Raw genomic sequence first — 24,707 nt, 5'->3', positions numbered from 1 at the left:
ACGCAAAACACGCCGGCGGACGAAACCTCGTCGGCCAGCGTTGCCCTTGGGCAAACATGCGTCGCGTTCCTGGGAACGGTCGGGCGGCCGCTTAGCCGGAAATGGAGATGGGTGCAACCGTCCGCGGTTTTAACTCCATCTACACCCTCGACGTGAAATACCGCCTCGCTGAGCAGACAGGGGGCCCTCCGGCATGGCGCTGGATTTCGAAGACACGCGCGATCTCGACCGGGAACCGCCCGGCACCGACCTGATCACCGGGGCGATCAGCGTCGCCGCCATCCTGATGTTCGTCGGCACCGGCAGCTCGGTGCTGTCGAAGACGCTCAAACATTATTTCGAGGGCGGCGCCCCCGCCGACCGCACCCTGGTGATCGCGCTGCTGCTCAACGTCGCGCTGATCCTGTTCGGCTGGCGCCGTCATCACGCGCTGCGTACCGAAGTGCGCATCCGCGCCGCCGCGGAGGAACGCGCGCAGATGCTGGCGAGCCGCGATCCGCTGACCGGCTTCCTCAACCGCCGCAGCCTGGCCGAAGAGGGCGCGGCGATGTTCGTGCGCGCGCACCGCCGGCGCAAGGCGATGGCGCTGATCATCGTCGACCTCGACCATTTCAAGACGATCAACGACATGCACGGCCACGCCGTCGGCGACGCGCTGCTGCGGGCGGTGGCGGGCGAGATCGCCGCGGCGATGCCGCCGATCGCGCTCACCGCGCGGCTGGGCGGCGACGAGTTCGCCTGCGGCTTCCTGTTCGATCCGATGCAGCCCGACACGGTCGAGCGCATCGCCGAGAAGGTGGTCGCGCGCATGGCGCAGCCGATCGAGGCCGACGGGTTCCGCCTGCACATCTCGTGCTCGGCCGGCGTCGCGCGCTCCGACTTCGACTGCCAGAGCATCGACGCTTTGATGCGTTCGGCCGACATCGCGATGTACGCGGCGAAGAAATCGGGCCGCAACCGCTATGCCTGGTTCGACCAGTCGATGGAGCGCGAGCTGCAGACGCGCAACGAGCTCGAGAGCGGGCTGCGCGCCGCCATCCCGCGCGGCGAGATCGTCCCCTATTTCGAGCAGCAGATCGACCTCGCTTCGGGCAAGCTGCATGGATTCGAGGTGCTGGCGCGCTGGGAGCATCCGACGCGCGGGCTGATCAGCCCCGACCTGTTCATCCCGATCGCCGAGGAGACCGGCATGATCGGCGACATGTCGCTGTCGATCATGCAACAGGCGTTCAACGCGGCGCGCGACTGGGATCCGGCGCTCAGCCTGTCGGTCAACATCTCGCCCTGGCAGCTGCGCGACGCGTGGCTGGCGCAGAAGATCATCAAGGTGATGACCGAGACCGGCTTCCCCGCGAGCCGGCTGGAGATCGAGATCACCGAGAGCGCGCTGTTCGACAATCTCGCGCTCGCGCAATCGATCGTCGGCAGCCTCAAGAACCAGGGCGCACGGCTTTCGCTCGACGATTTCGGAACGGGCTATTCGAGCCTGGCCCACCTGCGCGCCCTGCCCTTCGATCGCATCAAGATCGACAAGAGCTTCGTGATCTCGCTGAACGAGAGCGCGGATTCGGCGGCGATCGTCAACGCGATCGTGAGCCTGGGCGAGAGCCTCAACCTGCCGATCACCGCCGAGGGCGTGGAGGATGCGGCGATCGAGGCCCGCTTGAAGGCGCTCGGCTGCGCCAAGGCGCAGGGCTGGTATTATGGCAAGCCGCTGTCGCTCGCCGGCGTGCGGCGGCTCCTCGCGGAGCGGCGCCTGCTCGTCCAGCCCGCCGATCAGCGGCCGCCGGCAACGGTCGCGCCGATCACGCCGGGCAGCGAGCGGCTGGCGGGCTGAGCTTCAGCGGGCGGGCTCGAAGCCGCCAGCCGACCGGATCGCGCCCGCGATCTGCGTCACGTGGCGCAGGTCGCCGCCGCAGCATGCGCCGAACAGGTTGAGCCACGGCATCCGCGCATGAAGCACCGCATAGAGTTGGCCCAGCTCGTGCGGATCGCCGGGATCGAGCTCGGGCGCCTCGTCGAGCTCGGCATGGCTTCGGCGCGACGCGTTGGCGCGGATGCCGCGGATGCGGCGCGCCCAGTCGGCATCCTCAAGCGCATCCCAGAAATGCTCGGGATGCGCGCAATTGACCATGAAATAGGCCGCAGAGCTTCCGGTCGCGTCGTCGACCGCGCGGATCGCGTCGCCGAGCGACTGGCCGTCGGGGAGCCGGCCGTCGGTCTCGACGGTGAACGAGATCGCGACGGGCAGACCCGCCGCGGCGGCGGCGCGCACGAGGCCGACGGCCTCGCTCGACTGGTTGAAGGTAAGGCCCGTGACCATGTCCGCCTCGGTCTCCGCCAGCCAGCCGAGCTGCTCGGCATAATAGGCTTCGGCTTCGTCCGCCGGGATCTTGCGGTCGGGGCGATAGGCGTCGCCGCGCGGGCCGATCACGGCGTTGATCACGATCGGCGCGCCGCCGGCGAAGCGATCGCGCAGGGCGGACGCGAGGCCGACGGCATCCTCGTTCGCGGCGCGCAGCTCGCCGGCGTCCTGGCCGAGATCGCCGGCCCAGTGGCGGTGCGCCTTCCAGGTCACCGTATCGAGGACGAAGCCTGCTCCGGTCTCGCGCGCAAGGTCGAGGAAGCCGGTGAAGTAGCGTTCGAGCGCCGCCCTGCCCTCCGCCTCGGGCAGCAGCGTGTGCGCGGCGAACTCGCGGATCTCGATCCCGTGGTTGAAGATGAGGTCGGTCTCGAGCCCGGCATCGGCGAGGAAGATGCCACCGTCGAGCTGTGGCAGCGCATGTCGGTATCTGGGCATCGCGAGCTCCCCTCCGGCTGGACGATGCGCGCATTCTATCATGCGCAGGGGACGCTAGACATTGGAATTCGGGGCTAGCCGGCCCCTTTCACCATCCCACCCCTGGCTGGCTCAGATAGGCCCGCTCCTCGGGCGTGGATTCCCGGCCGAGCGCGGCGTTGCGGCTGGGGAAGCGGCCGAACTGCTCGATCACCACGGCATGATCCATCGCGTAGCGGACCTGCTCGTCGCGGCCGATCGCGGCCATCTTCTCGATGCACAGGCGCTGTGCCTCGGGATTCTCGGCGTGCATCAGCGGCATGTAGAGAAAGGCCGCGCGCTCGGGCGGGAGGTCGCGGTCCCAGCCCTTGTCGATCGCCTGCATCGTCAGGGCGAGCGCCAGCGTATCGCCGGCGAAAGCCTGAGCGGTGCCGCGATGGATGTTGCGGCTGAACTGGTCGAGCACGATCACCGCCGCGAGCAGGCTGTCGATATCGTTGCGCCACCCCGCCGCGCCGGTCGCCAGCAGGACATCATGCAAGGTTGCGAAGCGGGTGCGGATCGTGGCGTCGAGCGTGTCGTCCTTGGCGAAATGCTGCTCGGGGCCGAGTTCGCCGAACCAGAAGTCGAGCACCGGCTTGGCCTGCCTTTGGGCCTCGACATGGACTTCACCGTCCGCCGCAACTAGATCGCCGTCCATGTCGTCCTCCAATGCCGCTCCAGAGGTAATCAGCCTCGGCTGTCGGCTCAACCTTGCCGAAAGCGAAACGATCCGCGCCTTACTTGGCTCCCGCGACGTGGTGGTGGTCAACAGCTGCGCGGTGACCAACGAGGCGGTGCGCCAGACGCGCCAGGCGATCCGCCGCGCGCGACGGGCACGGCCCGGGGCGCAGCTGGTGGTGACCGGGTGCGCGGCGCAGATCGATCCGGCGGCCTTTGGCGCGATGCCCGAGGTGGATCGGGTGATCGGCAATGCCGAGAAGCTGACGCCGGCGGCGTGGGCCTCGGACGAGGCCACGCTGGTGCAGGACATCATGGCCGTGCGGCAGACCGCGCCGCATCTCGCCGCGAGCTTCTCGGCGCACGCCCGCGCGTTCGTCGAGGTGCAGAACGGATGCGACCATCGCTGCACCTTCTGCGCCATCCCCCATGGCCGCGGGAACAGCCGATCGGTGCCCGCGGGCGCGGTGGTCGAGCGGGTGCAGGCGCTGGTCGCGGCGGGACATCGCGAGATCGTGCTGACCGGGGTGGACCTGACCAGCTACGGCCCCGACCTGCCGGGTTCGCCGAGCCTGGGGCTGCTGGTCGAGCGCGTGCTGGCGCACACGACGGTCGCACGGCTGCGGCTGTCCTCGCTCGACGGGATCGAGATCGACGACCGGCTGTTCGCGTTGCTGACGCAGGAAGCGCGGGTAATGCCGCATGTCCACCTGTCGCTGCAGGCGGGCGACGACCTGGTGCTCAAGCGAATGAAGCGGCGGCATTCGCGCGCCCAGTCGGTGGCGCTGGTCGAGCGGCTCAAGGCGGCGCGGCCGGAGATCGCGATCGGCGCGGACCTGATCGCGGGCTTCCCGACCGAGGATGGGGCGATGTTCGCCAACACGCTGGCGCTGGTCGACGATTGCGACATCGTGCACGCGCATATCTTTCCCTACAGCCCGCGCGACGGCACGCCGGCGGCGCGGATGCCGCAGGTGGCGCCGGGTGTCGCCAAGGCACGCGCGGCGGCGTTGCGCGAGCGCGCGGCGGTGCGGCGGGCGGCGTGGCTGGGCTCGCTGATCGGGACGCGCCAGTCGATTCTGGTGGAAAGACCGGGCGACCGCGGGCATGCGGGCAACTTCGCGGAGGTGCTGCTTCCGCCAACTGAAGTCGGGACCATCGCGAGCGTGAAGATCGAACGAGTGCAGGACGGCAGGCTGATCGGGGCGGCGGCATGAGCGGGCCGTCGTGGCGCGAGCGGCTGCTCGGCGGATTCAAGAAGACGTCGGACCGGCTGGTCGGCAACCTTGCCGGACTCGGCGCGGCGCGGCTCGACGACAACACCCTCGACGAGATCGAGGAGGCGCTGATCGCTTCCGACCTCGGGCCGGCGACGGCGGCGCGCGTGCGCGACCGGCTCGCCGAGGGGCAGTTCGAGCGCGGCATGGAGGATCTCGGCATCCGCCTGGTCGTCGCCGAGGAGATCGAGAAGGCGCTGGTGCCCGTCGCCAGGCCGCTGACCACCGACAAGGCGCGGCCGCAGGTGATCCTGGTCATCGGCGTCAACGGCTCCGGCAAGACCACGACGATCGCCAAGCTCGCCGCGATCCTCAAGGACCAGGGGCTCAAGGTCATGCTGGCGGCGGGCGACACGTTCCGCGCGGCGGCGATCGGCCAGCTGCGCACCTGGGCCGAGCGGGTCGGCGTGCCGATCGTCGCCGGCGCCGAGGGCGGCGACGCGGCGGGAATCGCGTTCGAGGCGCTCAAGCAGGCGACCGACCAGCGCATGGACGTGCTGATCGTCGACACTGCGGGGCGGCTGCAGAACAAGCGCGAGCTGATGGACGAGCTCGCCAAGATCCGCCGCGTGCTGGGGCGCATCGATCCGGGCGCGCCGCACGACGTGGTGCTCGTGCTCGACGCGACCACCGGCCAGAACGCGCTCAGCCAGATCGAGGTGTTCAAGGAAGTCGCCGGCGTAACCGGCCTCGTAATGACAAAACTCGACGGAACCGCGCGCGGCGGCGTGCTCGTCGCCGCCGCCGAGAAATACGGCCTCCCCATCCACGCCATCGGCGTCGGCGAAAAGGTCGACGACCTGCGGGGCTTCGATCCCAACGAGGTCGCCCGGATCATCGCCGGTGTCGAAACGTTCCAGAGGTAGCATGACCACCGAGACCAAAGCCGCCCCCTCGCCGGGCTTCCGCATGCTGATCGATTTCGGTCCGCTCGCGGTGTTCTTCGCCGTCAACAGCTTCATGGGCGGGCCGCAGCTGATGCGGATGCTCGTAGCGACGGCGGCGTTCATGGTGGCGATCTTCGTCGCGATGGGCGTGTCGCTGTGGAAGACCAGGCACATCTCGCCGATGCTGTGGATCTCGGGCGCGCTGGTGCTGGTATTCGGCGGGCTGACCCTGTGGTTCCGCGACGAGACCTTCATCAAGGTCAAGCCGACGATCGTCTATGCGATGTTCGCGATCGTGCTCGCTTATGGGCTGATCACGAAGAAGCCGCTGCTCCAGATGCTGCTCGAGAGCGCCTATCCGGGCCTGACCGCCAAGGGCTGGCGGCTGTTGACGATCAACTGGACGGTGTTCTTCGCCGCGATGGCGGTGCTCAACGAGATCGTGTGGCGCACGCAGAGCTGGGATTTCTGGGTCGGCTTCAAGCTGTGGGGCGTGGTGCCGCTGACGCTGATCTTCGCGATGGGCAACATCCCGATGCTGCTGCGCCACGGACTCACCACCGACCGCGAAATCGTCGACAAGGCGCTGCCGCCGGAGCAGTGAACGCTTCGGCCTAGAAACAATAAGCCCAACCGTCGCCCCGGCCTTGAGCCGGGGCTGGGTTCCCTTGCCCGGTGAAGAAAAGCCCTGTCCCGGGTCAAGCCCGGGATGACGACGTGGAGGAAGGGACAAACGAAAACGGGCCGAAGTCGCCTCCGGCCCGCTTCCTATTCGGCTTGCTCGATCAGCCTTGCTGGTCGGCCCGGCTCACGCCCTCGCCGTCGAGGTTCGCGGCGACGAAGTCCCAGTCGATGATCTTGGTGATCGCCTCGAGATAGCCCGGGCGCGCGTTGCGGTAATCGATGTAATAGGCGTGCTCCCACACGTCGATCGTCAGCAGCGGCTTGAAGTCATAGACGACGGGCGTGTCGGCGTCGTGGAGCGAGGTCACCTTGATCTCGTCGCCGTCGAGCACCAGCCAGCCCCAGCCGTTGGAGAAATGGTTGGTCGCCTCGGCGATCAGCTTCTTCACCAGCTCTTCCTTCGAGCCGAAGCTCTTCTCGATCAGCTCGGCGAGCTTGCCGGTCGGCTCCTTGGGCTCGGGGGTCAGGCCGAACCAGTAGAAGCTGTGGTTCCAGATCTGCGCCGAGTTGTTGAACAGCGCCTTGTCGCCGGTCTCCTTGGCGTGGCGGATCACCTCGGAGAGCTTCTTCCCCTCCAGCCCCTTGTCAGCGACGAAGCCGTTGGTCTTGTCGACATAGGCCTTGTGGTGCTTGCCATAGTGGAAATCGAGCGTCTCGGCCGAGATGGTCGGCGCGAGCGCGTCCTTGGCGTAAGGCAGCGTGGGAAGTTCGAAAGCCATCTTTACCCTCCATTTTCTGGTGTCGCGCCCGCCTAACGCATCAGGCGGAGCTTTGCCGCACGAAATTTTCTTGTGACGCGATCGAAATGGGCGATCAGTGCGGAAGGACCCGCCAGATCGGATTGGCCGGGTCGGCGAGCAGCTTCACGGTGAGCGCGACCGACATCAGCACGAGCAGCGGACGCACGCCCCTGCCCCCATAGCGCATCGCCAGCCGCGCACCGATCTGGTTGCCGACGATGTTGGCGGCCGCCATCGAAAGGCCGAGGATCCACAGCACCTTGCCGCCCGCGATCATGGCGAGAAGGCCGGCGACATTGGTGGCGAAGTTCAGGAACTTGGCGTTGGCGATCGCGCGGACCAGGCCGAGCCCGGCGAGCGCGACCATCATCGTGGTGAGGAACGACCCCGCGCCCGGGCCGAAGAACCCGTCGTAGAAGCCGAGCACCACCGCCACCGCGGTCAGCCCGAAGCGCCCGAGCCGGGCATGGCGGTCGACGTCGCTCATCGGCGGGGCGAGCAGGAAATAGAGCGCCATTAGGATCAGCAGCACCGGCACGAACGCGGTGAGGAATTTCGGATCGACATGCTGAACGGTGAAGGCACCCGCGACCGAACCGAGGAACGCGCCCGCCGCAGGGATAGCGAAGCGCCGGAGATCGATATGCCCCCCGCGCCAATAGGCGATGCAGGCCGAAGCGGTACCAAAGCTGCTCTGCAATTTGTTGGTGGCGAGCGCCGCGACCGGCGGAATGCCTGCCGCCATCAGCGCGGGGATGGTCAGCAGCCCGCCGCCGCCCGCCATCGCATCGATCGTGCCCGAGACGAAGGCGATGGCGATGAGGAAGGCGAGGATTTCGGCGGTGAGTTCCATCCGCGGCCGATAGGCGTTGAGTGGCGCGACTAGCAATGGCCACCTGTTCTTTTCCCACAACCCGGCACCCTGAACTTGTTTCAGGGTCTATCCTTCCACGGGCGACTGAGCCGCTGGCGGCACGATGGATGCTGAAACAAGTTCAGTATGACAGCAGCAGAAGAGTAAGGTGAACGGGCCGAGCTGGCCGCTAGCCGCCGGCGCCGAGCAGCTCGTGGCGCTTGAGCGCGTGGCGCAGCTGGTCGTAGCTGAGCCCGAGCGCCTCGGCGGTGGCGCGCTGGTTGAAGCGGTTCTCGGACAGCGCGCGGCTCAGCAGCTCGCGTTCGAAGCGCGTGACGCGGCTCTTGAAGTCGCCCGAGAGATCGTCGTCGCGCCGCGGCAGCGGGCCCGGCTCCTCGGTGACGAGCTGCACCGGCGCGGCGTTGCCCGGGATGCCGTGGGGCATCGGCTTGGGGCGATAGGGCGAGGCGAAAGGATCGATCTGGATCGCGTCGACCGGCCCGTGCCGGTCCCAGCGGTAGACAGCCCGCTCGACGACGTTGCGCAACTCGCGGACATTGCCCGGCCAGCTATAGTCGGTCAGCGCATCGAGCGCGGTGGGGCCGAACCCTTCCCAGTCACGGCCGATCTCCGACGACATGCGGCGGCCGAAGAATTCGGCGAGCACCAGGATGTCGCCGGCACGCGCACGCAGCGGGGGCAGCGTCACCACCTCGAAGCTCAACCGGTCGAGCAAGTCGGCGCGGAAGCTGCCCTGCTCCACGCGGTCGGGCAGATGTTCGTTGGTCGCGGCGACGATGCGGACGTCGACCTGGATCGGCTTGGACGCACCGATGCGGGTGATCTCGCCATATTCGACCGCGCGCAACAGGCGGTCCTGCGCCGCCATGCTCAGCGTCCCGAGCTCGTCGAGGAACAGCGTGCCGCCATCGGCCTCCTCGAACCGGCCGGGGCGCGACTTGGTGGCGCCGGTGAAGGCGCCGGCCTCGTGCCCGAACAATTCGGCCTCGATCAGCGTCTCGGGCAGCGCGGCACAGTTCATGATGACGAGCGGCTGGTCCCAGCGCGGCGACAGGCGGTGGAGGCGCTCGGCGACCAGCTCCTTGCCGGTGCCGCGCTCGCCGATCACCAGCACCGGCCGGTCGAGCGCCGCCGCGCGCGAGGCGAGCTCGAGCGCATCGAGAAAGGCGCCGGATTGGCCGATGACCTGGGTCGTGCGCTCCATATCCGAAGCTTTGGCGTATTTTCCCAAGACTTGGCAAGTATGCATTTCGCGCGAGATGGGAAATTGACAAAAAATGGCGGATTTCCGGGCGTCACCGAAATTGGCACGGCCCCTGCAATATTCCTGGCATGCCGCATCGGGCGGCAAACAGATACGAGATCAGAGGGACGGAACGACATGTACAAGGGCAACAACAGCTTTCGCACCACGCTGGCGGCGATCGCCTGCACCCTGGTCGTGAGCACCACCTGCCTCGCCAGCGTGGTCGGCCCCGCCGCCACCGCGACGGCACAGATTTCCACTCAGGCAGTCGCCTGAGCGGTCCCGCCGGGCGGGTACCCCCTAGCCCGCCCGGCGGCACGAAGTTTCCAAGGAGCAAGTTGAAGATGGGCATTTTCTCTCGCACCCGCGACATCATCGCCGCCAACATGACGGACCTTCTCGACAAGGCCGAAGACCCGGCGAAGATGATCCGCATGATCATCCTCGAGATGGAGGAGACCCTGGTCGAGGTTCGCGCCAGTGCGGCGCGCACCATCGCCGACCAGAAGGAGATGCGGCGCCATATCGCGAAGCTGGAGAACCTGCAGGCGAGCTGGACCGAGAAGGCCGAGCTGGCGCTGTCGAAGGAGCGCGAGGACCTGGCCAAGGCGGCGCTGGTCGAGCGCCAGAAGGCGGCCGACATGTGCGACCAGCTCAATGCCGAGATCCATGTGCTCGACGACGCCCTGCGCGCTTCGGAAGAGGATATCGCCAAGCTGCAGACCAAGCTGCGCGACGCCCGCGCTCGCCAGAACGCGATCATGACTCGCCTGGAAAGCGCCAACAACCGCGTCAAGCTGCGCGAGATGACCAACGGCTCGAAGGTGAGCGAGGCGTTCAGCCGCTTCGACCTGCTCGAGCGCCGGGTGGACTTCGCCGAGGGCCGCGCCGACGCGCTGGCACTGGGCGCGCCCAAGAAGACCCTGGAGGAAGAGATCGCAGAGCTCCAGTCGGCCGAGAAGGTCGACGCCGAGCTGGCCGCGCTCAAGGCGCGCCTGAACAAGGAGGGCTGAGGCGATGGAAGACGTTTTCCTGCCGATCGTCATCGTCGGCATGCTCTTCATCGGCATGCCCTGGGTGATCCTGCACTATGTCACCCGGTGGAAGCAGGCGAAGACCCTGACCGGCGAGGACGAGAACCTGCTCGACGAGCTGCATTATACGGCACGCCGCCTCGAGGATCGTCTTCAGACCATCGAGCGGATCATCGCCGCCGACAATCCCGAGTTCCGCCTGCGCGGCAGCGATACGCCGCCGCTCCGCGAACTCCCCGACTATGAACGCGCACGGAGGAACTGAGATGTCTGTCAGCCGCACGCAACTCTATCGCGACAAGATCAACGGCAAGTGGCTGGGCGTCTGCGAGGGGCTCGGCGAGTATACCGGGGTCGATCCGCTCTGGATCCGCCTGGGCTTCCTGGTCCTGTTCTTCGCGACCTTCCCGCTGATGTTCTTCGTCTATATCGGCCTGGCGATGGTCACCTCGCAGAAGCCGATCGGGCTCTACGAGACCGCGGAGGACGCCAAGTTCTGGCAGGGCGTGCGGGCCAATCCGCGGCGCTCGACCCAGGAGGTCCGCTCCAAGCTGCGCGACATCGATCGCCGCATGGCCGACATCGAGACCTTCTACACGAGCCGCAACACGCAGCTCGCCGACGAGATCGAGCGCCTGCGCTGAGCCGCGGCGCCAACGGGAGGGAATGAGACATGAGCTGGAGTGGACCGGGTTTCGTCATCGCCATCATCGCGATCTCGACCTTCGGCTGGCTCGCATCGACCTGGATCCGTGCCCGGCACGGCTACCCGGTGGAGAATGAATGGAGCGGCATGACCGGCAAGTCCGATCCCGCCGCGGAACGCAAGATCGAGCTGCTGACCAGCGAGAACGAGCGGCTGACGGGCCAGATCGGCCGGCTGGAGGAGCGGATCGCGGTGCTCGAGCGCATCGCCACCGATCCCGGCGAGCGAACCGCCCGCGAGATCGACTCGCTGCGCTGACCAGAACCATACGGAGTTTCGAGATATGTTTCCGTTTGAAGCCTTCCTCCCGGTCGCACTGGTCGTCGGCCTCGCCGGCGTGGGCGGATGGGTGCTCACCACCTGGCTGCGCATCAAGCATGGCTACCCGCTCGACGGCGCCTGGGGCCAGGCGGTCTATCCCAAGACCAGCGATGAAAGCATGGAGCGGATCAAGCTGCTGAGCCAGGAGAACGCCCAGCTCCGCGCCGAGCTCGGCTCGATCAAGGACCGACTGGCGAATGTCGAGCGGATCGTCACCGATGGCAGCGTGGCGCTGGATCGCGAGATCGAAGCGCTCCGCGTGACCAAGAACTGAGGATCGGAAGATGGGCGACAAAAGCGGCTTCATCCTCGCTTTCTTCATGATCGTGGTGGGGATCCCCGTGATCCTCGGGATCGGCGCCGACATGTTCAAGCGCTGGCTGCGCCACAAGGAGAAGATGGCCGAGGCGCTCAACGCGCAGACCGCCGAGAAGGCGGCGCAATATGCGGCCCACACCGAGCGGCTGGAGCAGCGGGTGCGGGTACTGGAGCGGATCGCGACCGACAAGGGTCTCGACCTCTCCGACGAGATCGAACGGCTGCGCGACGAGCGGCCGATAAACTGAACCAACCCTGTGTAACGGAGTGAGAGCAATGTTGATCGGGTTCTTCGCGGTACTGGGCGTGATCGGCGCAATCGGCGTCACGCTGTCCGAGATGCGCGACCGCCCCGTTCGACGCGCCGAGAAGCTGGCGCGCGAGCAGGCCGAAGCAGCGAACTGAAACGACGCCCGGCAAGGGCAGACTCAAGGCAGGAGGCGAGATGATGGGTCCGTTCGAAATGGTGGTGGGGATCGTCCTGGTCGTGACGGTCGGCAGCATCGTCAGGGCCAAGATGGGCGTCCGGCGCGATCGCCTCGGCAACGGGCACCACGTCGATGACGGCGCCAATGCCGCCGAAGCCCGCCGTCTTCAGGAGGAGGTCCGCACGCTCAAGGACCGCATCGCGGTGCTGGAGCGGGTGATCACCGACAACCACAGCGCCAACAACCTCGACCGCGAGATCGAGAAGCTGCGCGACGAACGCCGGTGACGAACTGGCGCAACTGAGCAAACCAAACGCGTCTGATGGAGGGCGTGATGAGTGACCCCAATTTCTACCTGATCCTCGCCACCGCGGCACTGGCCGGCCTCGGCATGGTCACCGCGGCGGGCTTGGCGGGCTGGCGCGGCTGGCTGGCGCTCAAGCGACAGGAGCTGAGCCTGGCGCATGCCGGCGATGGCAACCAGCCGGTGCCGAGCAGTGCCGGCGCGCGGATCGAGATCGCCGACCTCAAGGAACGGATCCGCAAGCTCGAGGCGATCGCCGCCGGCGTCGACCTCTGAAGACCGTGCGTCGCGCCGTCGGGACGGGAGGCCCGGCGGATGCGGCGCATACCGGGAGCGGCCGCCCTTGAGGCCGCTCCCGCCCCTCGCCGCTCCGGCAGCACGAACGCCGGGCTGGCGCAGCGGCGCAACCCCGCTATAGGCGCGGCCATGCCCAGCCTTGCCGAAGTTCAGGACGAATATGCGTTCCTCGACGCCGATGACCGCTATCGCCTGCTGATCGATCTCGGCCGCGCGCTGGAGCCGATGCCCGATGCGCTCAAGACCGACGCCACGCTGGTGCGCGGCTGCTCGGCGGCGGTGTGGGTCTATCCGACCGTGCGCGAGGACGGCGCGCTGCATTTCCTGGCCGACAGCAATGCCGCGATCACCAAGGGGATCATCGCGCTGGTGCTGCTGGCGGTGCAGGACCGGGGTCCGGCCGATATCCTCGCGACCGACATCGAAGCCGCGCTGGCCCCGTTCGACCTGCGCAACCAGCTGAGTTCGAACCGTACGCAGGGCATCCCCAACATGATCTCGCTGATCCGGGCCACCGCGGAACGCTACACCGGGTGACCATCCCCTTGCTTGTGCCCAGATAGCCTCTGGGATAGGCTGAGGCCAGCTGAGTGAGGAGGACGGCATGTCTCTTTTGCTTGCGACCATGTTCCTGGCGGCACCGGTTCAGGCCTGCACGCCCCCGCCCCGGATCGACGACACCGCGGAAATGACCACGAGCCGCACGCTCGAGAAATCGGGCACGGGCCTGTGGATCGCCGGCGTGCGCTTCAACGGCGAGGACATCGTCCGCGCGGCGCCCGACCGCGAGGCCAACGATCCGGGCTGGGCAGTCGATCTGATGCTGACCAAGTCGGGACGCGAGAAATTCGCCACGATCCAGCGGTGCCGGGTCGCCCAACTCGTCGAGATCAGCTTCGATCGCGTGGCGGTTTCGCGGCCGAACCTGGTCGAGCCGATCGAGGGTAATGTGATCCGCATCGCCGGTAATTTCACTCAGGACGCCGCGACCGATCTTGCCGCGCGGATCCGCCGCGTGCGCTAGCCGTCCGCAGCGGGCAGCAGATCCAGCGCACGCGCGACAGCGTCGAGATCGGTGCCGGCGGGTACGAGCAGCCATTCGCGGCTGGCCGCGGCATCGACCACCGTCACCGCGCCGCGCGGACACACGCCAAGGCATTTGACGTCGACCACGCCGGCCGCCGACTTGCGCCCTTTCTTGAGGCCGAGGTGCTGGCGCAGCGCCTTACCGAGCGGTTGCTTGCCCTTCGGCCCGAAGCCGCCGCCGAGCCGTTTCGAGCATTTGGCGCAGACGAGCACGGTACTCGACCAGTTGGAGCGGACCTGCGTCTTCACTCCGGCCGCCACTGCCGCCTTTCTTCGGCGGCGCGCAGCACCTCATAGGCTGTCTGAACCGCCTGGAAGCGCTTCGCCGCCTCGGCATCGTTGGGACGGATGTCGGGGTGATTTTCCTTGGCGAGCCGCCGCCACGCGGCGCGCACCGCCTCGAACGGCACATCCGGATCGAGCTCGAGCACCTCGAGCGCGCGCATCTCGTCGCGCGAACGGCTGCCGTCGCCGGGGCCCGCCCAGGCATATTGGCGGCTCTCGGCATAGCCCGCCGAGGTACGGCGATCCTCCGCCTCGCGCTTGGCCGCTTCCTCGGCGGTGAGCCCCTCGAAATAATTCCAGTTGCGGTTGTATTCGGCGGCGTGCGCTTCGCAGAAATACCAGCGCTCGGGGCTGTTGGGCGACTTGGGCGCGGGGCGGTCGCCCGGCGCCTCGCAACCTTCGCGGTCGCACAGCCGCACGCGCACGGTCTCGCGTTCGGACCCGTAGGGCCGCCAGCGGGGGAAGCCCCAGTCCATCGATCGGGTCGAACGCGCCATCGGCCGCCAAATAGGCATGGACGGCGCGGATTGCCAGCGCCGCGGTGACTTGCGATCGCAGCGCTTGACGCCCCGCCGCACCGCCTGTAGAGGCGCCGCTTCCCGCTCGCACGGCCCCTTCGTCTAGCGGTCTAGGACGTCGCCCTCTCACGGCGAAAACACGGGTTCGAGTCCCGTAGGGGTCACCAGCCTTTTCAACGGCTTAGGCGCAAAAAATCAGTTGCAATCAGCAACTTCTCTAAAACTGCTCTAAAATCCGAGCGCGTTTTAGAGCAGTTTTAGAGATGGGCAATTTCGATTAGTCGCGGCGCTATGGCGGGCGCACCCGGGCCTGCGGTTTGGATTGCACCGCGCGATCCCAACGGAAGCCGGCAAGGCCGTAGTCACCGGCCCCTTGATATCCTTCGGCGCTCGATCGCGGCTCGCAGACTTTCGACGAGCACGAAGATGCAATTCCCGTCCTTGGCGATCTCGATTTCGCCTGACCTGATGAGTTCGTAGAGGCGCGAGCGGCTGAAGCCGTGCCCGCGATAGCTGCCGTTCCTCCAGAACACCCCTGGATAGAACAGCGAGCGCCTGCCCTTTCAGGTAGGTGACATGTAGCTGGAAATCCGATTTAGTTATCATTGCTGTCGGTCCTTCAGGTGCGGCTACCTAAAAGACCGTCGTGCTCTCGCCTACGCTGGAGTGACGTGGATAAAGTCTTACGGAAGTTGATGTCCTGGTTCGCCGAAGCGGTGATGAGCAATCGGCGGAGACAACGCGGATTAATAGAAACGAACTCGATAAGGTGATCGATGGTCGAGTTGCGGCCCGTTATGCGTCCGCTTGCTACTTATAACGTACTTATAACGAACGCCTAGACACCGCGCGTCGACCATCTCGCCCACGAAGCGCATCCCTGCTGCTATTTGCGCCGACGCTGCTGATCGCCTGCTTGGCCAGCGCCTCGGCTAGTCCGCGGATCGGCTCGACGCTGACCGTACCAGCTCGTCGAATTCCGTGCGCGAGATGACGTGCCAGTCCCGCTTGGCGCGGCGTTTCATCTTGGCGCCGCAATAGTTGCAGTTGCTGACGAACCCGCCCTCGCGCGTGCGCGTAATATGGCCAGCGGACCGCTCATGAATTCCCCTCGAGCAGCGCAATCGTCCGGCAAGCCACTTGAACATGCGATACGCCCTTGATGAATTGGCGGGCGGCGGCGCAGGTTGCGCCGCCCCGCCTAAATTACGCCGTGGCCGGGATCAGCTCTCGTCCTGCCCGACCTGTCGGGCAAAGAGGTCTCGCACAGCTCCCTGAGAAGCGGAGTCCGGCGCGGTTCGAAGCAGTCATAATTCGTCTCACATCAAGTCTTTGAAGTGGGTGGGCCGGTTGCCGGGGGCAGCAAACCGGCCCCAGCCTCAAATGCGAGCCGGGAACCAGTGGTCGCCTTGAGGCTGTAGCCGTTGCCGATGGGTCCATGGGACCATCAGGTGAGGAAATTCGATTCTCGTGGCCCAGCGACGATGGAGTAGCTTCGAAAAAAGCGGCTGCCGTACACCGAGGGTGACGTTTGAAAAATCGACCTCGTTCATTGAAGACACTGCCTTATTGCAGACTGACGCTTGCCAAGAGGCCGTCCATCTCGCGGCTGACGGATGGGGTGATGTCCATGGCATTGTTCCAGCCATAGGCATGGTCACGCTCCAACACGACGCCGCAGGCCGTACGGGTAATCACGCGAGCCAGGGCTTCATTCAGCACGCGATCGATCTGCTGCTGTCCGCGCTGCTGCGCGGCGATGAAGCGCGCGTTGTGCTGTTGTTCAAGCGCCTGCGCTTGTTGATCGAGTGCCGCCCGCTGGCGCTGATACTCGATCGGTGCGATCGCATTTTGCCGGCCCGCAAGTGTTCGGCGCTGCTGATCGATCGTGGCGCGCTGGCGGGCGAGATCCCCCGACAGCGAAGCCTGCATTTGCCTCAGCTGAACCTGCAGCGACTGGCCAGCGCGCGAACCGCTAATCGCGCCGCTGCGCGAGAGCAAGCACAGGCCCTGGATCGACGGGCCGAAGGTCTGCGCAGCCGCTGGGGCGCTGACACAATAAGTCAGCAGGAAGGCGACCAATGGGCCGATGTATCGCATGTCGCCGCCTTATGCGCTCAACTAGCAGCCACGACCCGGTCGGCGCACGCCTGCTCCTTCCAGACCACTTCCGACACGGCAATATTATAGCCGTCCGTCCGTTTACGTCCGAAGCGGATTTCCATGCGGCAGCGGATTCGTTCGGTGCTTCCCGGCGTCACCGGAAAGAACAGGACATAGTTCCAGCGCCGCGTGATCCCTTCGCCAAAATGCGGCGGGCCGATAAGATTGTAGATGCTGAACTTATCCATGCCCGGGGTGATCAGGCGAACCGCCGCGGGGTTCACCGTCACCCCCTTCTTCTTGTATTCGAGCGGCGTTTCGCGGAATGCGCCAGGATCGACTTTCCCCATGTAAGTCGCAGGTGCAGGTGCCGAAGGCTCTTCCTTTGCGACTGCCGTGCCGGCAAGGCACAGTGCCGAGAGCATCGGCAGTGCGATATGCGTAGCTTTCATTACGCTCTCCTCGTTCGATGACGGATAATCAGAATTGGTAGCCGATGCCGACGTTGGCGCCTGCGCGCTGCCGGGTGTCATAGGTCGCCCCAGCCTTGATGACGGTGCGGCCGTCATCCATCACGCGCGACAGACCGAGCGCGAAGGCAGACTCGCCCTGGAACGTGCCGACGCCCGCGGCGATCATCCCGCGACCGGGTTCGAACGCTTGAGGAAGGCCCGCGGCCGCGAGCGCCCCCGCCACGCCAGCATTGGCATCCCGGCGCATATCACGAAGGTCCAAGGTGATGCCCACCAAGCGCGAGTCCGTGTACTCGTTCGCCGTCTTTACGGCGCCGGCCAACCCGTCATTGAGCTGCTGGACGTTCACCGCATCGGTGGGAGCCACGCCGGCCGCCACATTGTTGATGGTCATCGCCGAACCGCCGGGATTGAGCGTTACCGAATTGCCGTCGGCGTCATATTGCACCGAGTTGTTGGCGACTTGCTGCACTGCGTGAAGCTGCGAGCCATTGACCGCGTCGGTGGAAGTGGCGTTCACCGCACCTGCTGCGACGTTCTGGACCACGTTGCCTCCCATGTTGACCGTCGTGTTCTGTCCGACGGTGAGGCCGCCATTGGCGGTCACCATGCCGGCGAACGTCGGGTTGTCGACGACCCCCACCTGCAGCTGGTTACCGCTCAGCGTCACGACGGTGTTGGAGCCGGCGGTGACGTTCAGCGTGCCGTTCGATCCGATATTGGTCGATGGGCCGCCATTGGCCTGGATATTCCAGCCGGCGCCAGCGGTCGCGTTCACCGCCTGCAGTGCGTCGTTGACGTTGTTGTAGGTGTTGCCGCCGACATTGAGTTGGGTGGTCACCGTGCCCGTGACCGGGTCATAGGTCGAGCCACCGCCGAAGCTGTTCGCGACGCTCTCGCCCAGATTGGTGACGTTGGTCTCGACCGCGCCCACCCGGTTGTCGACATTGGTGACTCGGTTGTCGAGATTGTTGATCGCATTGGTTGCAGTCTGTGCGACGGCGTCGAGTTGGCTGACGTTGACTGCGTCGGTTGGTGCCGAGCCGGCGGCGACGTTGGTGATTTTCCGCTCGGCACCAGTTGCACCGACCGAGACCTCGCCCGCCGAGTTCTGCGGCGTGGTAAGTCCATAGCCCGTATAGCCGCTCTGCGAACCGACGGAGGTCGTCGAGCCCGCGCCTAGCGCGACGCTGCCCGAATGGGTGGCATTGGCGCCGGGGCCGATCGCGATCGACTGGATGCCGTTCGCCTGGGAATTGGTGCCAAGCGCGATCGCATCGGCCTGCGCCACCTGCGCGTTCTGACCAATCGCCGTGCCGCCCGGAGCGGTCGCCTGGACGATCGCGCCATTGCCCATGCCAATGCCATTGTTCCCGTTGACCACGGTCCGCGGGCCGATCGCCACCGATTCCTGGCCTACCGCGAGCGAATCCGCCGCGGTCGAGTTGACATGGAAATATTGGATCGGCGTCACCGCGAACGAGGAGAGCGCCCCCGTCAGCTGGCGAAGCGTCACCGCATCCTGCGCCTGCGTGCCGTCAGCGACATTGGTGATCTGGCGATAGGCGCCCGCGTGGCCGACCGAGACGGAACCGAGCAGGACTTGGTCGGTCGTGTTGTACGGCACGAAGCCCGTGGCCGCAGGGATCGTGCCGATGGCCGGCGCCAGTGCTCGATCGGCGACCGAACCGGCGCCGAGCGCCAACGAGCCATCGACGCTGGCCTGCGCCCCGCGCCCCAGCGCCACCGCGTTCGCGGCGCCCGCCTGCGCCTGATAGCCGAGCGCGGTCGACCCCACGCCTTGGGCAAAGGCATCGGTCGGCGCCAGGCCCGCCTCATTGGTACGAGCATAGCGGATGCCGTCGCCGTTCGCATCGGTATAGGCGGTGGAGGTGTCCCCGGCGATGTTCGTGATCGCATTACCAAGATTGGTGATGCTGCCCTCGACCGTCGTTACGCGACCATCGAGATTGGTGACGGTGCTGCCCAGATTGGTAACCGTATTGCCGAGGTTGGTGACCGTATTGCCGAAATTGGTCACCTGCGTGCCGAGGTTATCCACCGCTTGATTGGTAGCGAACAGCTGCGAGCCATTGACGGCGTCGGTCGAGGTGGCATTGACCGCGCCGTCGGCGACGTTGGTCAGGTTCTGTGCCGCGCCAGGTGCCGCACCCGTGCCGCCAGGCGCCACCAAGGCGAGCTGATCGGCCGTGCCGGTCCGCTGTACCGGCCCTGCCGTGCCATTGTTGATGTTGTTGGTAAGATTGGTGATTGCGGTGGTGTTGCCGGCGATATTGGTGGTGTTGGTCGCCACCTGCGTGCCGAGGCTGTCCACCGCCTGATTGGTAGCGAACAACTGCGAGCCGTTGACGGCGTCGGTCGAGGTTCCGCTCAGCCGTCCGGCCGCAACGTTGGTGATGGTACGCTCGGCACCCACCGCACCCACGCTCACGGTCGAGGTCGGCGCCGCGCCAGCGAAGGTATAGGCCGTGCCGCCGATCGTCGCGCCACCCGTGGCGACAGCGACATCCGTGGTCGAGCCGCTGCCCAGCGCGATGTCGCCAGCGTTGTTGGCGACCGCGTTGGGCCCGATCGCCACCGAATTCGTACCCAGCGCCTGGCTGTCCGGATCGGTCGAGTTGGCGTGGAAGTACTTGATCCCCGCGCCGTTGTTGATGTTGGTGAGATCGCCCTCGATCGTCGTCACGCGGTTGTCGAGATTGGCGACGTCGCCCTCGACGGTCGTTACACGACCATCAAGGTTGGTGATGGCGGTGGTGTTCTGGGTGACCGCCTGATTGGTCGCGAAGAGCTGCGATCCATTTACGGCCTCGCTCGACGTCGCGGAGACTTCACCATCGGCGAGGTTTGTGATGGTGGTGCCGGCCATGTTCAGGCCCGCGGCGTTGAACACCTGGCCGCCGGACAGGGTCACGCTGTCGGCGATCAGATCGGCGCTGGTGGCGATCGTCACGTCGGAGCCATTGCGCGTGATCTCGATATTCTGCCCGTTGACGAACTGGACCGTCCCCCCGGGCCCGACATTGGTCGCCGCATCGCCATTGGCCTGGATGTTCCACCCCATATTGGCCGTGGACGCCACCGCCTGGAGCTGGCTGACATTGACTGCGTCGGTGCCGGCGACGCCGGCCGTCACGCCGGTGATCCGGCCCGATCCACCGTCGTTGACGGTGACCGTGCCGAAGGTCGGCGCGTCCGCGAGCTGAATGTTGATGGCGCCGGTCGCCGGATCGGTGACCGTCCGGATATTGCCGCCCGAATAGCTGCCCGCAGTGGTCGCGGTGCCCTGGATGGCGAGCGTCTGGCCCAGATCGCGATGCACGATACCCGCGCTGTTGTCGTTGCCGGTGAAGTTCAGGCCTGCCGTGGTGACGCCGCTGGTCACGCTGGTGAGCTGGCTGACATTGACCGCATCGGTCGGGTTCACGCCCGCCGCGACATTGGTGATAGCGAGACCCCCGGCATTGATGCCGGCGGTCGTCACGCTCGGCCCTCCGGCGATGGTTAGACCGGCGGTGTTGAGCAGCGTGCTGCCCGCGGTCACGCTATCGACGGTGATGTTGTCGGCGAGATCGAACGTTACATTGTCGCTCGCGGCCGATTTGCCGACCGTGATGTTGCCATCGGTGTTGGCGAGATCGACCGTGTCGCCCGGCGCGACGCTGCTGCCGTTGGCGCCCTGCGCGGTCAGCGTGAAGCCGCCCGCTACCGTGCTGGTGAGCGATTCGACCGCCTGATTGGTGGCGAAGAGCTGCGAGCCGTTGATCGCATCGGTCGAGCTGCCGCTGATCCGCCCTGCCGCAACATTCTGGATCTGCCGCTCGGCTCCGGCCGCGCCGACGCTCACCACCGCACCCGCCGCCGGGCTGCCGCCGGCGAAATTGTAGCTCGTGCCGTTGATCGTCGCGCTCGGGGTCGCGGTCGCCGCCGCCACGGTGCTGCCTGCCCCCAGCACGACCGCGCCGTCGAGACCGGTGTCTACCGTCACGTTGCTGCCGACGACGAAGCTGTTGTTCGAGTTGATCGTATTGTTGTTGCCCAGCGCGTAGGAACCGTTGCCGTTGACCGTGTTGGGATCGCCAATCGCGGCCGAGCCCACGCCGTTCACCACATTGCCGGTGCCGATGCTGATCGAATTCAGGGCGTTCGCCCGCGCGCCGTTGCCGATCGCGATGGCGTTCGTGCCGGCAGCCACGGCGCTGCTGCCCTGCGCGATGCTGTCGCCGCCGGTGGCCTCCGCGTTGAAGCCGAGCGCCACATCGCGCGAGGTGGAGCCGTCGATCGCGCCGGCCTGCGCGCTGGTGCCGAGCGCCGTGGCGAAGGTGCCGGAGGCGGTCGCCTGATCGCCCGCCGCCAGGCTGTTGGGCCCGAGCGCCCTGGCCTGGTTGCCCAGCGCCGCGCTGAAGTCCGCAGCGCGGGACGCATTGCCCAGTGCGACGCTCCCACCGCCCGTGGTGCTCGCGGCGCGGCCGATCGCGACGGCGCTCGATCCCGTCGCTGCCGCATCCTCGCCCAATGCGATCGCGCTGGAGGTGGACGCGACGGCATTCACGCCCTGCGCGATGCTGTTGAGCGCCAGCGCCTGCGCGCCGGTGCCGATAGCGATGGCGTTGGCGGTCTGGATCGCGCTGCCGCTTACGCCCGCCACGGCATTGAGGCCTTGGGCGATCGACGCGTTACCATAGGCATTGGCGACGGGCCCGACCGCGATGCTGTCGGTGCCGGCCGCGTTCGAGTCCGCGAGCGCCGAGTTGGCGTGGAAATATTTGATGCCGCCGCCATTGTTGATGTTGGTGAGGCTGCCCTCGACGGTGGTCACGCGGTTGTCGAGATTGGTGATGTCACCCTCAACCGTCGTCACCCGGCCATCGAGATTGGTGATGTCGGTGGTGTTCTGATTGACCTGAGTGCCAAGGCTGTCGACCGCCTGATTGGTCGCGAAGAGCTGCGAGCCGTTGATCGCGTCGGTCGAGCTGCCGTCGATCCGCCCCGCCGCAACGTTGGTGATGGTCCGCTCGGCACCCGCCGCGCCGACGCTTACGGTCCTCAGCGGCGTCGTGCCGGCGAAGACATAATTGGTGCCGTTGATCGTGGTTCCGGTGGTCGCCACCGTCGCCGCCGTCACCGAGCCCGAGCCCAGCGCCACGTCGCCAGCATTATTGGCGATGGCCGAATTTCCGAGCGCCAGCGAGTTGTTGGCATTCGCGTTGGCACCGGCACCGAGTGCCGTCGCATTCGTCCCGTTTGCAACGCTGATCCGGCCAATGGCGATGGCGCTTCCGCCCGTTGCGGTCGAATTGGTGCCCATCGCGATGCTCTGATCGGTGTTGGCGACTGCCGTATCGCCGAATGCGAGCGCGCCGGCCGCCAGCGCGCTGCTGGTGCTGCCCAGTGCCACGGCGCCCTGGCCGACCACCCGGTTCTGATAGCCGATGCCGACCGCGCCCTGCGCCGCCGTGCCGGGCGTGCTCACCGCCTGTCCGCCACCGCCGACCATGTTGGTGTTGCCCATCGCGACCGATCCGTTGCCGGTGGCGGTGTTGTCCATGCCCTGCGCGATCGCGCCGTTGCCGGTCGCGGTGCTGGGATCGCCGATCGCGACCGCGCCGTTGCCGTTGGCGACGTTGCCGGCGCCAATCGCGACCGCCTTGCCACCAGTGGCCGTCGTGTTGGTGCCGATGGCGACGGCATCGGCGGCGTTCGCGATTGCGTTCGTTCCGGCGGCAATCGCATTCTGGGCACTCGCGGCAGCCGCATTGCCCAACGCCAGCGCGGAGATAGCCGAAGCACTGGCCGAACGGCCGAGCGCTGTCGCATTTGTCCCCGCAGCACTGGAGGCCGCACCGAGCGCGGTGGCGTTGTTGCCGGTCGCAGCGCTCTGGCGTCCCATCGCGATCGCGTTGGTCGCGGATGCGGTGACGTCCGTGCCGACGGCGATGGCGCTCTCAGCGAGCGCACCCGTCCCGGCTACGGTGCGCGCGCCCAGATAGACGCCATTCAAGCCACTGGCGGCTGCTCCAGTGCCAATGGCGGTGCCGTTGGTCCCACTCGCTTGCGCACTGCGGCCGATCGACGTCGTTCCGTCGGTGGTGACGCCGATACCGGCATTGGTTCCAATCGCGACGTTGTCGTTGCCCGTGACCAGGCTGCCTGCGGAAGCGCTGAGGACACCGTCATAGGTGACGGAACCGTCGCCGGTTCCCATGGCAACGTTGCGCGTCCCCGTAACGCCGGAACCGGCGCCTCGCATCACGCTGGCGATGCCGCCGCCCATGGCGGTGTTCTGCGCGCCTTGAACGAGCGTGCCAGCAGCGATGCCCACCGCGACCGAGCTGCTATTGGCAGTGGTCGAACCGGCACCGGCGCCTTGGCCGACCGCAACCGTACTGCCACCGACCGCCACCGCCTGCGCCCCGAGCGCCAAGGAGCTGTCCCCAAGCGACCGAGCTCCATTTCCTACGGCGGTGGCAGCAAGGCTTGACGCCTCCGCCAGATGACCGGCGGCCAGGGCATCGACGGCGCTCGCAGTGCTCTCGCCGCCAATGGCGATCGAATTGCTAGCGGTAGCATTGGCACCCCGGACTGCATTGCCGCCGATCGCCACCGAGCCGACGCCTGTGGCGCGCACCAGCCCGGTTCCATCATTGGGGCCTCCTCCGCCCAGCGCCGTCGCATGGCTCGCGCCCGCAATGGCCCCCCAACCTCCCGCGAATGAAAGATTACCGGTGGCTTGGGTACCGGTACCCACGGCGGTGGAGTTCCCTCCCTGAGCAAGGGAGAAGGTGCCCAAGGCGTTGGCGCCAGCTCCAGTCGCGTTGGCCTGCACGCCGAGCGCGACCGAATTGACGCCACTTGAGATTGCGGTCTGGCCGATCGCTACCGCGCCGCCAGCGCCAGAGGCATTGGCTCTCAGGCCGAGCGCCACCGAATATTGAGCAGACGCGACGCTTTGGGTTCCCATCGCGACGGCATTGTCGAGCGATGCCGTCACATCCGTGCCGATCGCGACTGCCCCCGGCGCGAGCGCGCCCGATCCCGCCAGGGTGCGTGCACCGAGATAGACGGTGTTGATCTGGCTCGCGAGCGACTGGAAGCCGATGGCAACGGCGTTCTGGCCACCCGCGACGGCGTTATGACCTTCCGCAACGGAACTTTGCCCGGACGCCGTTGCGGCATTGCCGATCGCGACACTATCCGGCCCGCTCGCAGTCGCAGTGGTGCTGGTGGTTCCGACCGCGATGCTCCGTGATCCTGACGCGGTGCCGTTTCCGACTGCGGTCTGGGCATAGGCCGGCGCAAGCAGGCCGAACGCGGCGATCGCGACCAAGCCGCCGACCATGCCCGCCGGGCTCGCCGATGCCAGCAGCACCGAACGCGCGCCGCCACCGAAGCCGAGTGACCCGACGCCCATATCCTTACGATCGATGCCCAGCACGCGATGCGCGCGGCGCAGCACGGCCATCAGCCGGCGCCGCTGCGTCCAGCTCGCGCCTTCTGCGCCGATCCCCCAGTTCGCGGCAAAGCGGTTGCGAACATTCTGCGACTGATATCCGGACATGCCACTTCCCCTTGGTTGAGCGGGCCACGGCGCCACGGCCTATGGTCC

Annotated in this window: 26 protein-coding genes and 1 tRNA gene; 17 read left to right on the top strand and 10 right to left on the bottom strand. The window is 66.8% G+C overall.

What is annotated here, in order from left to right; all coding sequences use genetic code 11:
- The first annotated feature begins 193 nt into the window (after window positions 1-193).
- Window positions 194-1,837 carry a putative bifunctional diguanylate cyclase/phosphodiesterase gene (locus tag ACO227_RS14160; RefSeq protein WP_423602516.1) on the top strand — a complete coding sequence of 548 codons (1,644 nt, stop codon included), beginning with the start codon at window positions 194-196 and terminating at the stop codon, window positions 1,835-1,837.
- Between the two features lie 3 nt (window positions 1,838-1,840).
- On the opposite strand, the gene ACO227_RS14155 is transcribed toward ACO227_RS14160, so the two are convergent.
- On the bottom strand, window positions 1,841-2,800 hold the full coding sequence (locus ACO227_RS14155; protein ID WP_423602515.1) for a homocysteine S-methyltransferase family protein: 960 nt from the start codon (window positions 2,798-2,800) through the stop codon (window positions 1,841-1,843).
- An 88-nt stretch (window positions 2,801-2,888) separates the two neighbouring features.
- Window positions 2,889-3,479 carry a DUF924 family protein gene (locus tag ACO227_RS14150; RefSeq protein WP_423602514.1) on the bottom strand — a complete coding sequence of 197 codons (591 nt, stop codon included), beginning with the start codon at window positions 3,477-3,479 and terminating at the stop codon, window positions 2,889-2,891.
- On the opposite strand from ACO227_RS14150, the gene mtaB reads away from it, so the two are divergent.
- From mtaB to ACO227_RS14135, 3 genes are read left to right on the top strand one after another with little or no spacing between them, the layout of a single operon-like run.
- The gene (gene mtaB / locus ACO227_RS14145) at window positions 3,478-4,716 is read left to right on the top strand and encodes a tRNA (N(6)-L-threonylcarbamoyladenosine(37)-C(2))-methylthiotransferase MtaB (protein ID WP_423602513.1); all 1,239 of its coding nucleotides are present in this window, start codon (window positions 3,478-3,480) and stop codon (window positions 4,714-4,716) included. The two genes, ACO227_RS14150 and mtaB, sit on opposite strands and share 2 nt — an antisense overlap.
- Window positions 4,713-5,642, top strand: a complete 930-nt coding sequence (gene ftsY / locus ACO227_RS14140) for a signal recognition particle-docking protein FtsY (RefSeq protein WP_423602511.1) — start codon at window positions 4,713-4,715, stop codon at window positions 5,640-5,642. Before mtaB ends, ftsY begins: the two co-directional genes overlap by 4 nt.
- 1 nt (window position 5,643) lies before the next feature.
- Complete coding sequence (locus ACO227_RS14135) at window positions 5,644-6,267, top strand: septation protein A (RefSeq protein WP_423602509.1); 624 nt, start codon at window positions 5,644-5,646, stop codon at window positions 6,265-6,267.
- 181 nt (window positions 6,268-6,448) lie between these two features.
- Here ACO227_RS14135 and ACO227_RS14130 read toward each other — a convergent pair whose 3' ends face one another.
- From ACO227_RS14130 to pspF, 3 genes are all read right to left on the bottom strand, one after another.
- Window positions 6,449-7,066, bottom strand: a complete 618-nt coding sequence (locus ACO227_RS14130; protein ID WP_423602507.1) for a superoxide dismutase — start codon at window positions 7,064-7,066, stop codon at window positions 6,449-6,451.
- Window positions 7,067-7,160: 94 nt separating this feature from the next.
- The gene (locus ACO227_RS14125; protein ID WP_423602505.1) at window positions 7,161-7,940 is read right to left on the bottom strand and encodes a TSUP family transporter; all 780 of its coding nucleotides are present in this window, start codon (window positions 7,938-7,940) and stop codon (window positions 7,161-7,163) included.
- A gap of 190 nt (window positions 7,941-8,130) precedes the next feature.
- Window positions 8,131-9,165, bottom strand: coding sequence for a phage shock protein operon transcriptional activator (gene pspF / locus ACO227_RS14120; RefSeq protein WP_423602503.1), 1,035 nt, complete (start codon window positions 9,163-9,165; stop codon window positions 8,131-8,133).
- 177 nt (window positions 9,166-9,342) lie between these two features.
- Between pspF and ACO227_RS14115 the strand changes: the two genes are divergently transcribed.
- The 12 genes from ACO227_RS14115 to ACO227_RS14060 all read left to right on the top strand — a co-directional run bounded on the left by ACO227_RS14115 (window position 9,343) and on the right by ACO227_RS14060 (window position 13,639).
- Complete coding sequence (locus tag ACO227_RS14115; protein ID WP_423602502.1) at window positions 9,343-9,483, top strand: hypothetical protein; 141 nt, start codon at window positions 9,343-9,345, stop codon at window positions 9,481-9,483.
- A gap of 68 nt (window positions 9,484-9,551) precedes the next feature.
- A complete protein-coding gene (gene pspA, locus ACO227_RS14110) occupies window positions 9,552-10,220 on the top strand; it encodes a phage shock protein PspA (RefSeq protein ID WP_265115970.1) in 669 nt (222 codons plus the stop codon).
- Between the two features lie 4 nt (window positions 10,221-10,224).
- On the top strand, window positions 10,225-10,506 hold the full coding sequence (pspB, locus tag ACO227_RS14105) for an envelope stress response membrane protein PspB (protein WP_423602500.1): 282 nt from the start codon (window positions 10,225-10,227) through the stop codon (window positions 10,504-10,506).
- 1 nt (window position 10,507) lies between these two features.
- On the top strand, window positions 10,508-10,885 hold the full coding sequence (gene pspC, locus ACO227_RS14100; protein ID WP_423602498.1) for an envelope stress response membrane protein PspC: 378 nt from the start codon (window positions 10,508-10,510) through the stop codon (window positions 10,883-10,885).
- 29 nt (window positions 10,886-10,914) lie between these two features.
- Window positions 10,915-11,205 carry a hypothetical protein gene (locus ACO227_RS14095; RefSeq protein ID WP_423602497.1) on the top strand — a complete coding sequence of 97 codons (291 nt, stop codon included), beginning with the start codon at window positions 10,915-10,917 and terminating at the stop codon, window positions 11,203-11,205.
- A gap of 25 nt (window positions 11,206-11,230) precedes the next feature.
- Window positions 11,231-11,542 carry a hypothetical protein gene (locus ACO227_RS14090; protein WP_423602495.1) on the top strand — a complete coding sequence of 104 codons (312 nt, stop codon included), beginning with the start codon at window positions 11,231-11,233 and terminating at the stop codon, window positions 11,540-11,542.
- A gap of 10 nt (window positions 11,543-11,552) precedes the next feature.
- The gene (locus ACO227_RS14085) at window positions 11,553-11,834 is read left to right on the top strand and encodes a hypothetical protein (RefSeq protein ID WP_423602493.1); all 282 of its coding nucleotides are present in this window, start codon (window positions 11,553-11,555) and stop codon (window positions 11,832-11,834) included.
- Between the two features lie 28 nt (window positions 11,835-11,862).
- The gene (locus ACO227_RS14080) at window positions 11,863-11,991 is read left to right on the top strand and encodes a hypothetical protein (protein WP_265115965.1); all 129 of its coding nucleotides are present in this window, start codon (window positions 11,863-11,865) and stop codon (window positions 11,989-11,991) included.
- Window positions 11,992-12,031: 40 nt separating this feature from the next.
- A complete protein-coding gene (locus tag ACO227_RS14075; protein ID WP_423602492.1) occupies window positions 12,032-12,301 on the top strand; it encodes a hypothetical protein in 270 nt (89 codons plus the stop codon).
- Between the two features lie 47 nt (window positions 12,302-12,348).
- A complete protein-coding gene (locus ACO227_RS14070) occupies window positions 12,349-12,594 on the top strand; it encodes a hypothetical protein (protein ID WP_423602490.1) in 246 nt (81 codons plus the stop codon).
- 150 nt (window positions 12,595-12,744) lie between these two features.
- Entirely contained in the window at window positions 12,745-13,152 is a 408-nt protein-coding gene (locus tag ACO227_RS14065) for a SufE family protein (RefSeq protein WP_423602489.1), read from the top strand.
- A 67-nt stretch (window positions 13,153-13,219) separates the two neighbouring features.
- Entirely contained in the window at window positions 13,220-13,639 is a 420-nt protein-coding gene (locus ACO227_RS14060) for a SecDF P1 head subdomain-containing protein (RefSeq protein ID WP_423602487.1), read from the top strand.
- On the opposite strand, the gene ACO227_RS14055 is transcribed toward ACO227_RS14060, so the two are convergent.
- Together ACO227_RS14055 and ACO227_RS14050 are read right to left on the bottom strand one after the other, a co-directional pair.
- Window positions 13,636-13,950, bottom strand: coding sequence for a (2Fe-2S) ferredoxin domain-containing protein (locus ACO227_RS14055; RefSeq protein ID WP_423602485.1), 315 nt, complete (start codon window positions 13,948-13,950; stop codon window positions 13,636-13,638). The genes ACO227_RS14060 and ACO227_RS14055 overlap by 4 nt on opposite strands.
- Complete coding sequence (locus ACO227_RS14050) at window positions 13,947-14,483, bottom strand: J domain-containing protein (protein WP_423602484.1); 537 nt, start codon at window positions 14,481-14,483, stop codon at window positions 13,947-13,949. The genes ACO227_RS14055 and ACO227_RS14050 overlap by 4 nt, the downstream gene beginning before the upstream one ends.
- A 112-nt stretch (window positions 14,484-14,595) precedes the next feature.
- Here ACO227_RS14050 and ACO227_RS14045 point away from each other — a divergent pair.
- A tRNA-Glu gene (locus ACO227_RS14045) sits at window positions 14,596-14,671 on the top strand.
- 1,399 nt (window positions 14,672-16,070) lie between these two features.
- Here the strand turns inward: ACO227_RS14045 and ACO227_RS14040 are convergent.
- From ACO227_RS14040 to ACO227_RS14030, 3 genes are read right to left on the bottom strand one after another with little or no spacing between them, the layout of a single operon-like run.
- Window positions 16,071-16,604 (bottom strand): OmpH family outer membrane protein, encoded by a 534-nt coding sequence (locus tag ACO227_RS14040; RefSeq protein WP_423602482.1) that lies wholly within the window; start codon window positions 16,602-16,604, stop codon window positions 16,071-16,073.
- Between the two features lie 17 nt (window positions 16,605-16,621).
- Entirely contained in the window at window positions 16,622-17,059 is a 438-nt protein-coding gene (gene bamE, locus ACO227_RS14035; protein ID WP_423602480.1) for an outer membrane protein assembly factor BamE domain-containing protein, read from the bottom strand.
- 28 nt (window positions 17,060-17,087) lie between these two features.
- Window positions 17,088-24,659: a hypothetical protein gene (locus ACO227_RS14030; protein WP_423602478.1), complete on the bottom strand. Its 7,572-nt coding sequence runs from the start codon at window positions 24,657-24,659 to the stop codon at window positions 17,088-17,090.
- Window positions 24,660-24,707: the final 48 nt, after the last annotated feature.

The organism is Sphingomonas sp. MS122 (assembly GCF_049532975.1).
In the GTDB taxonomy this organism is placed as follows: domain Bacteria; phylum Pseudomonadota; class Alphaproteobacteria; order Sphingomonadales; family Sphingomonadaceae; genus Sphingomonas.
This window is presented reverse-complemented; position numbering and strand designations above follow the sequence as displayed.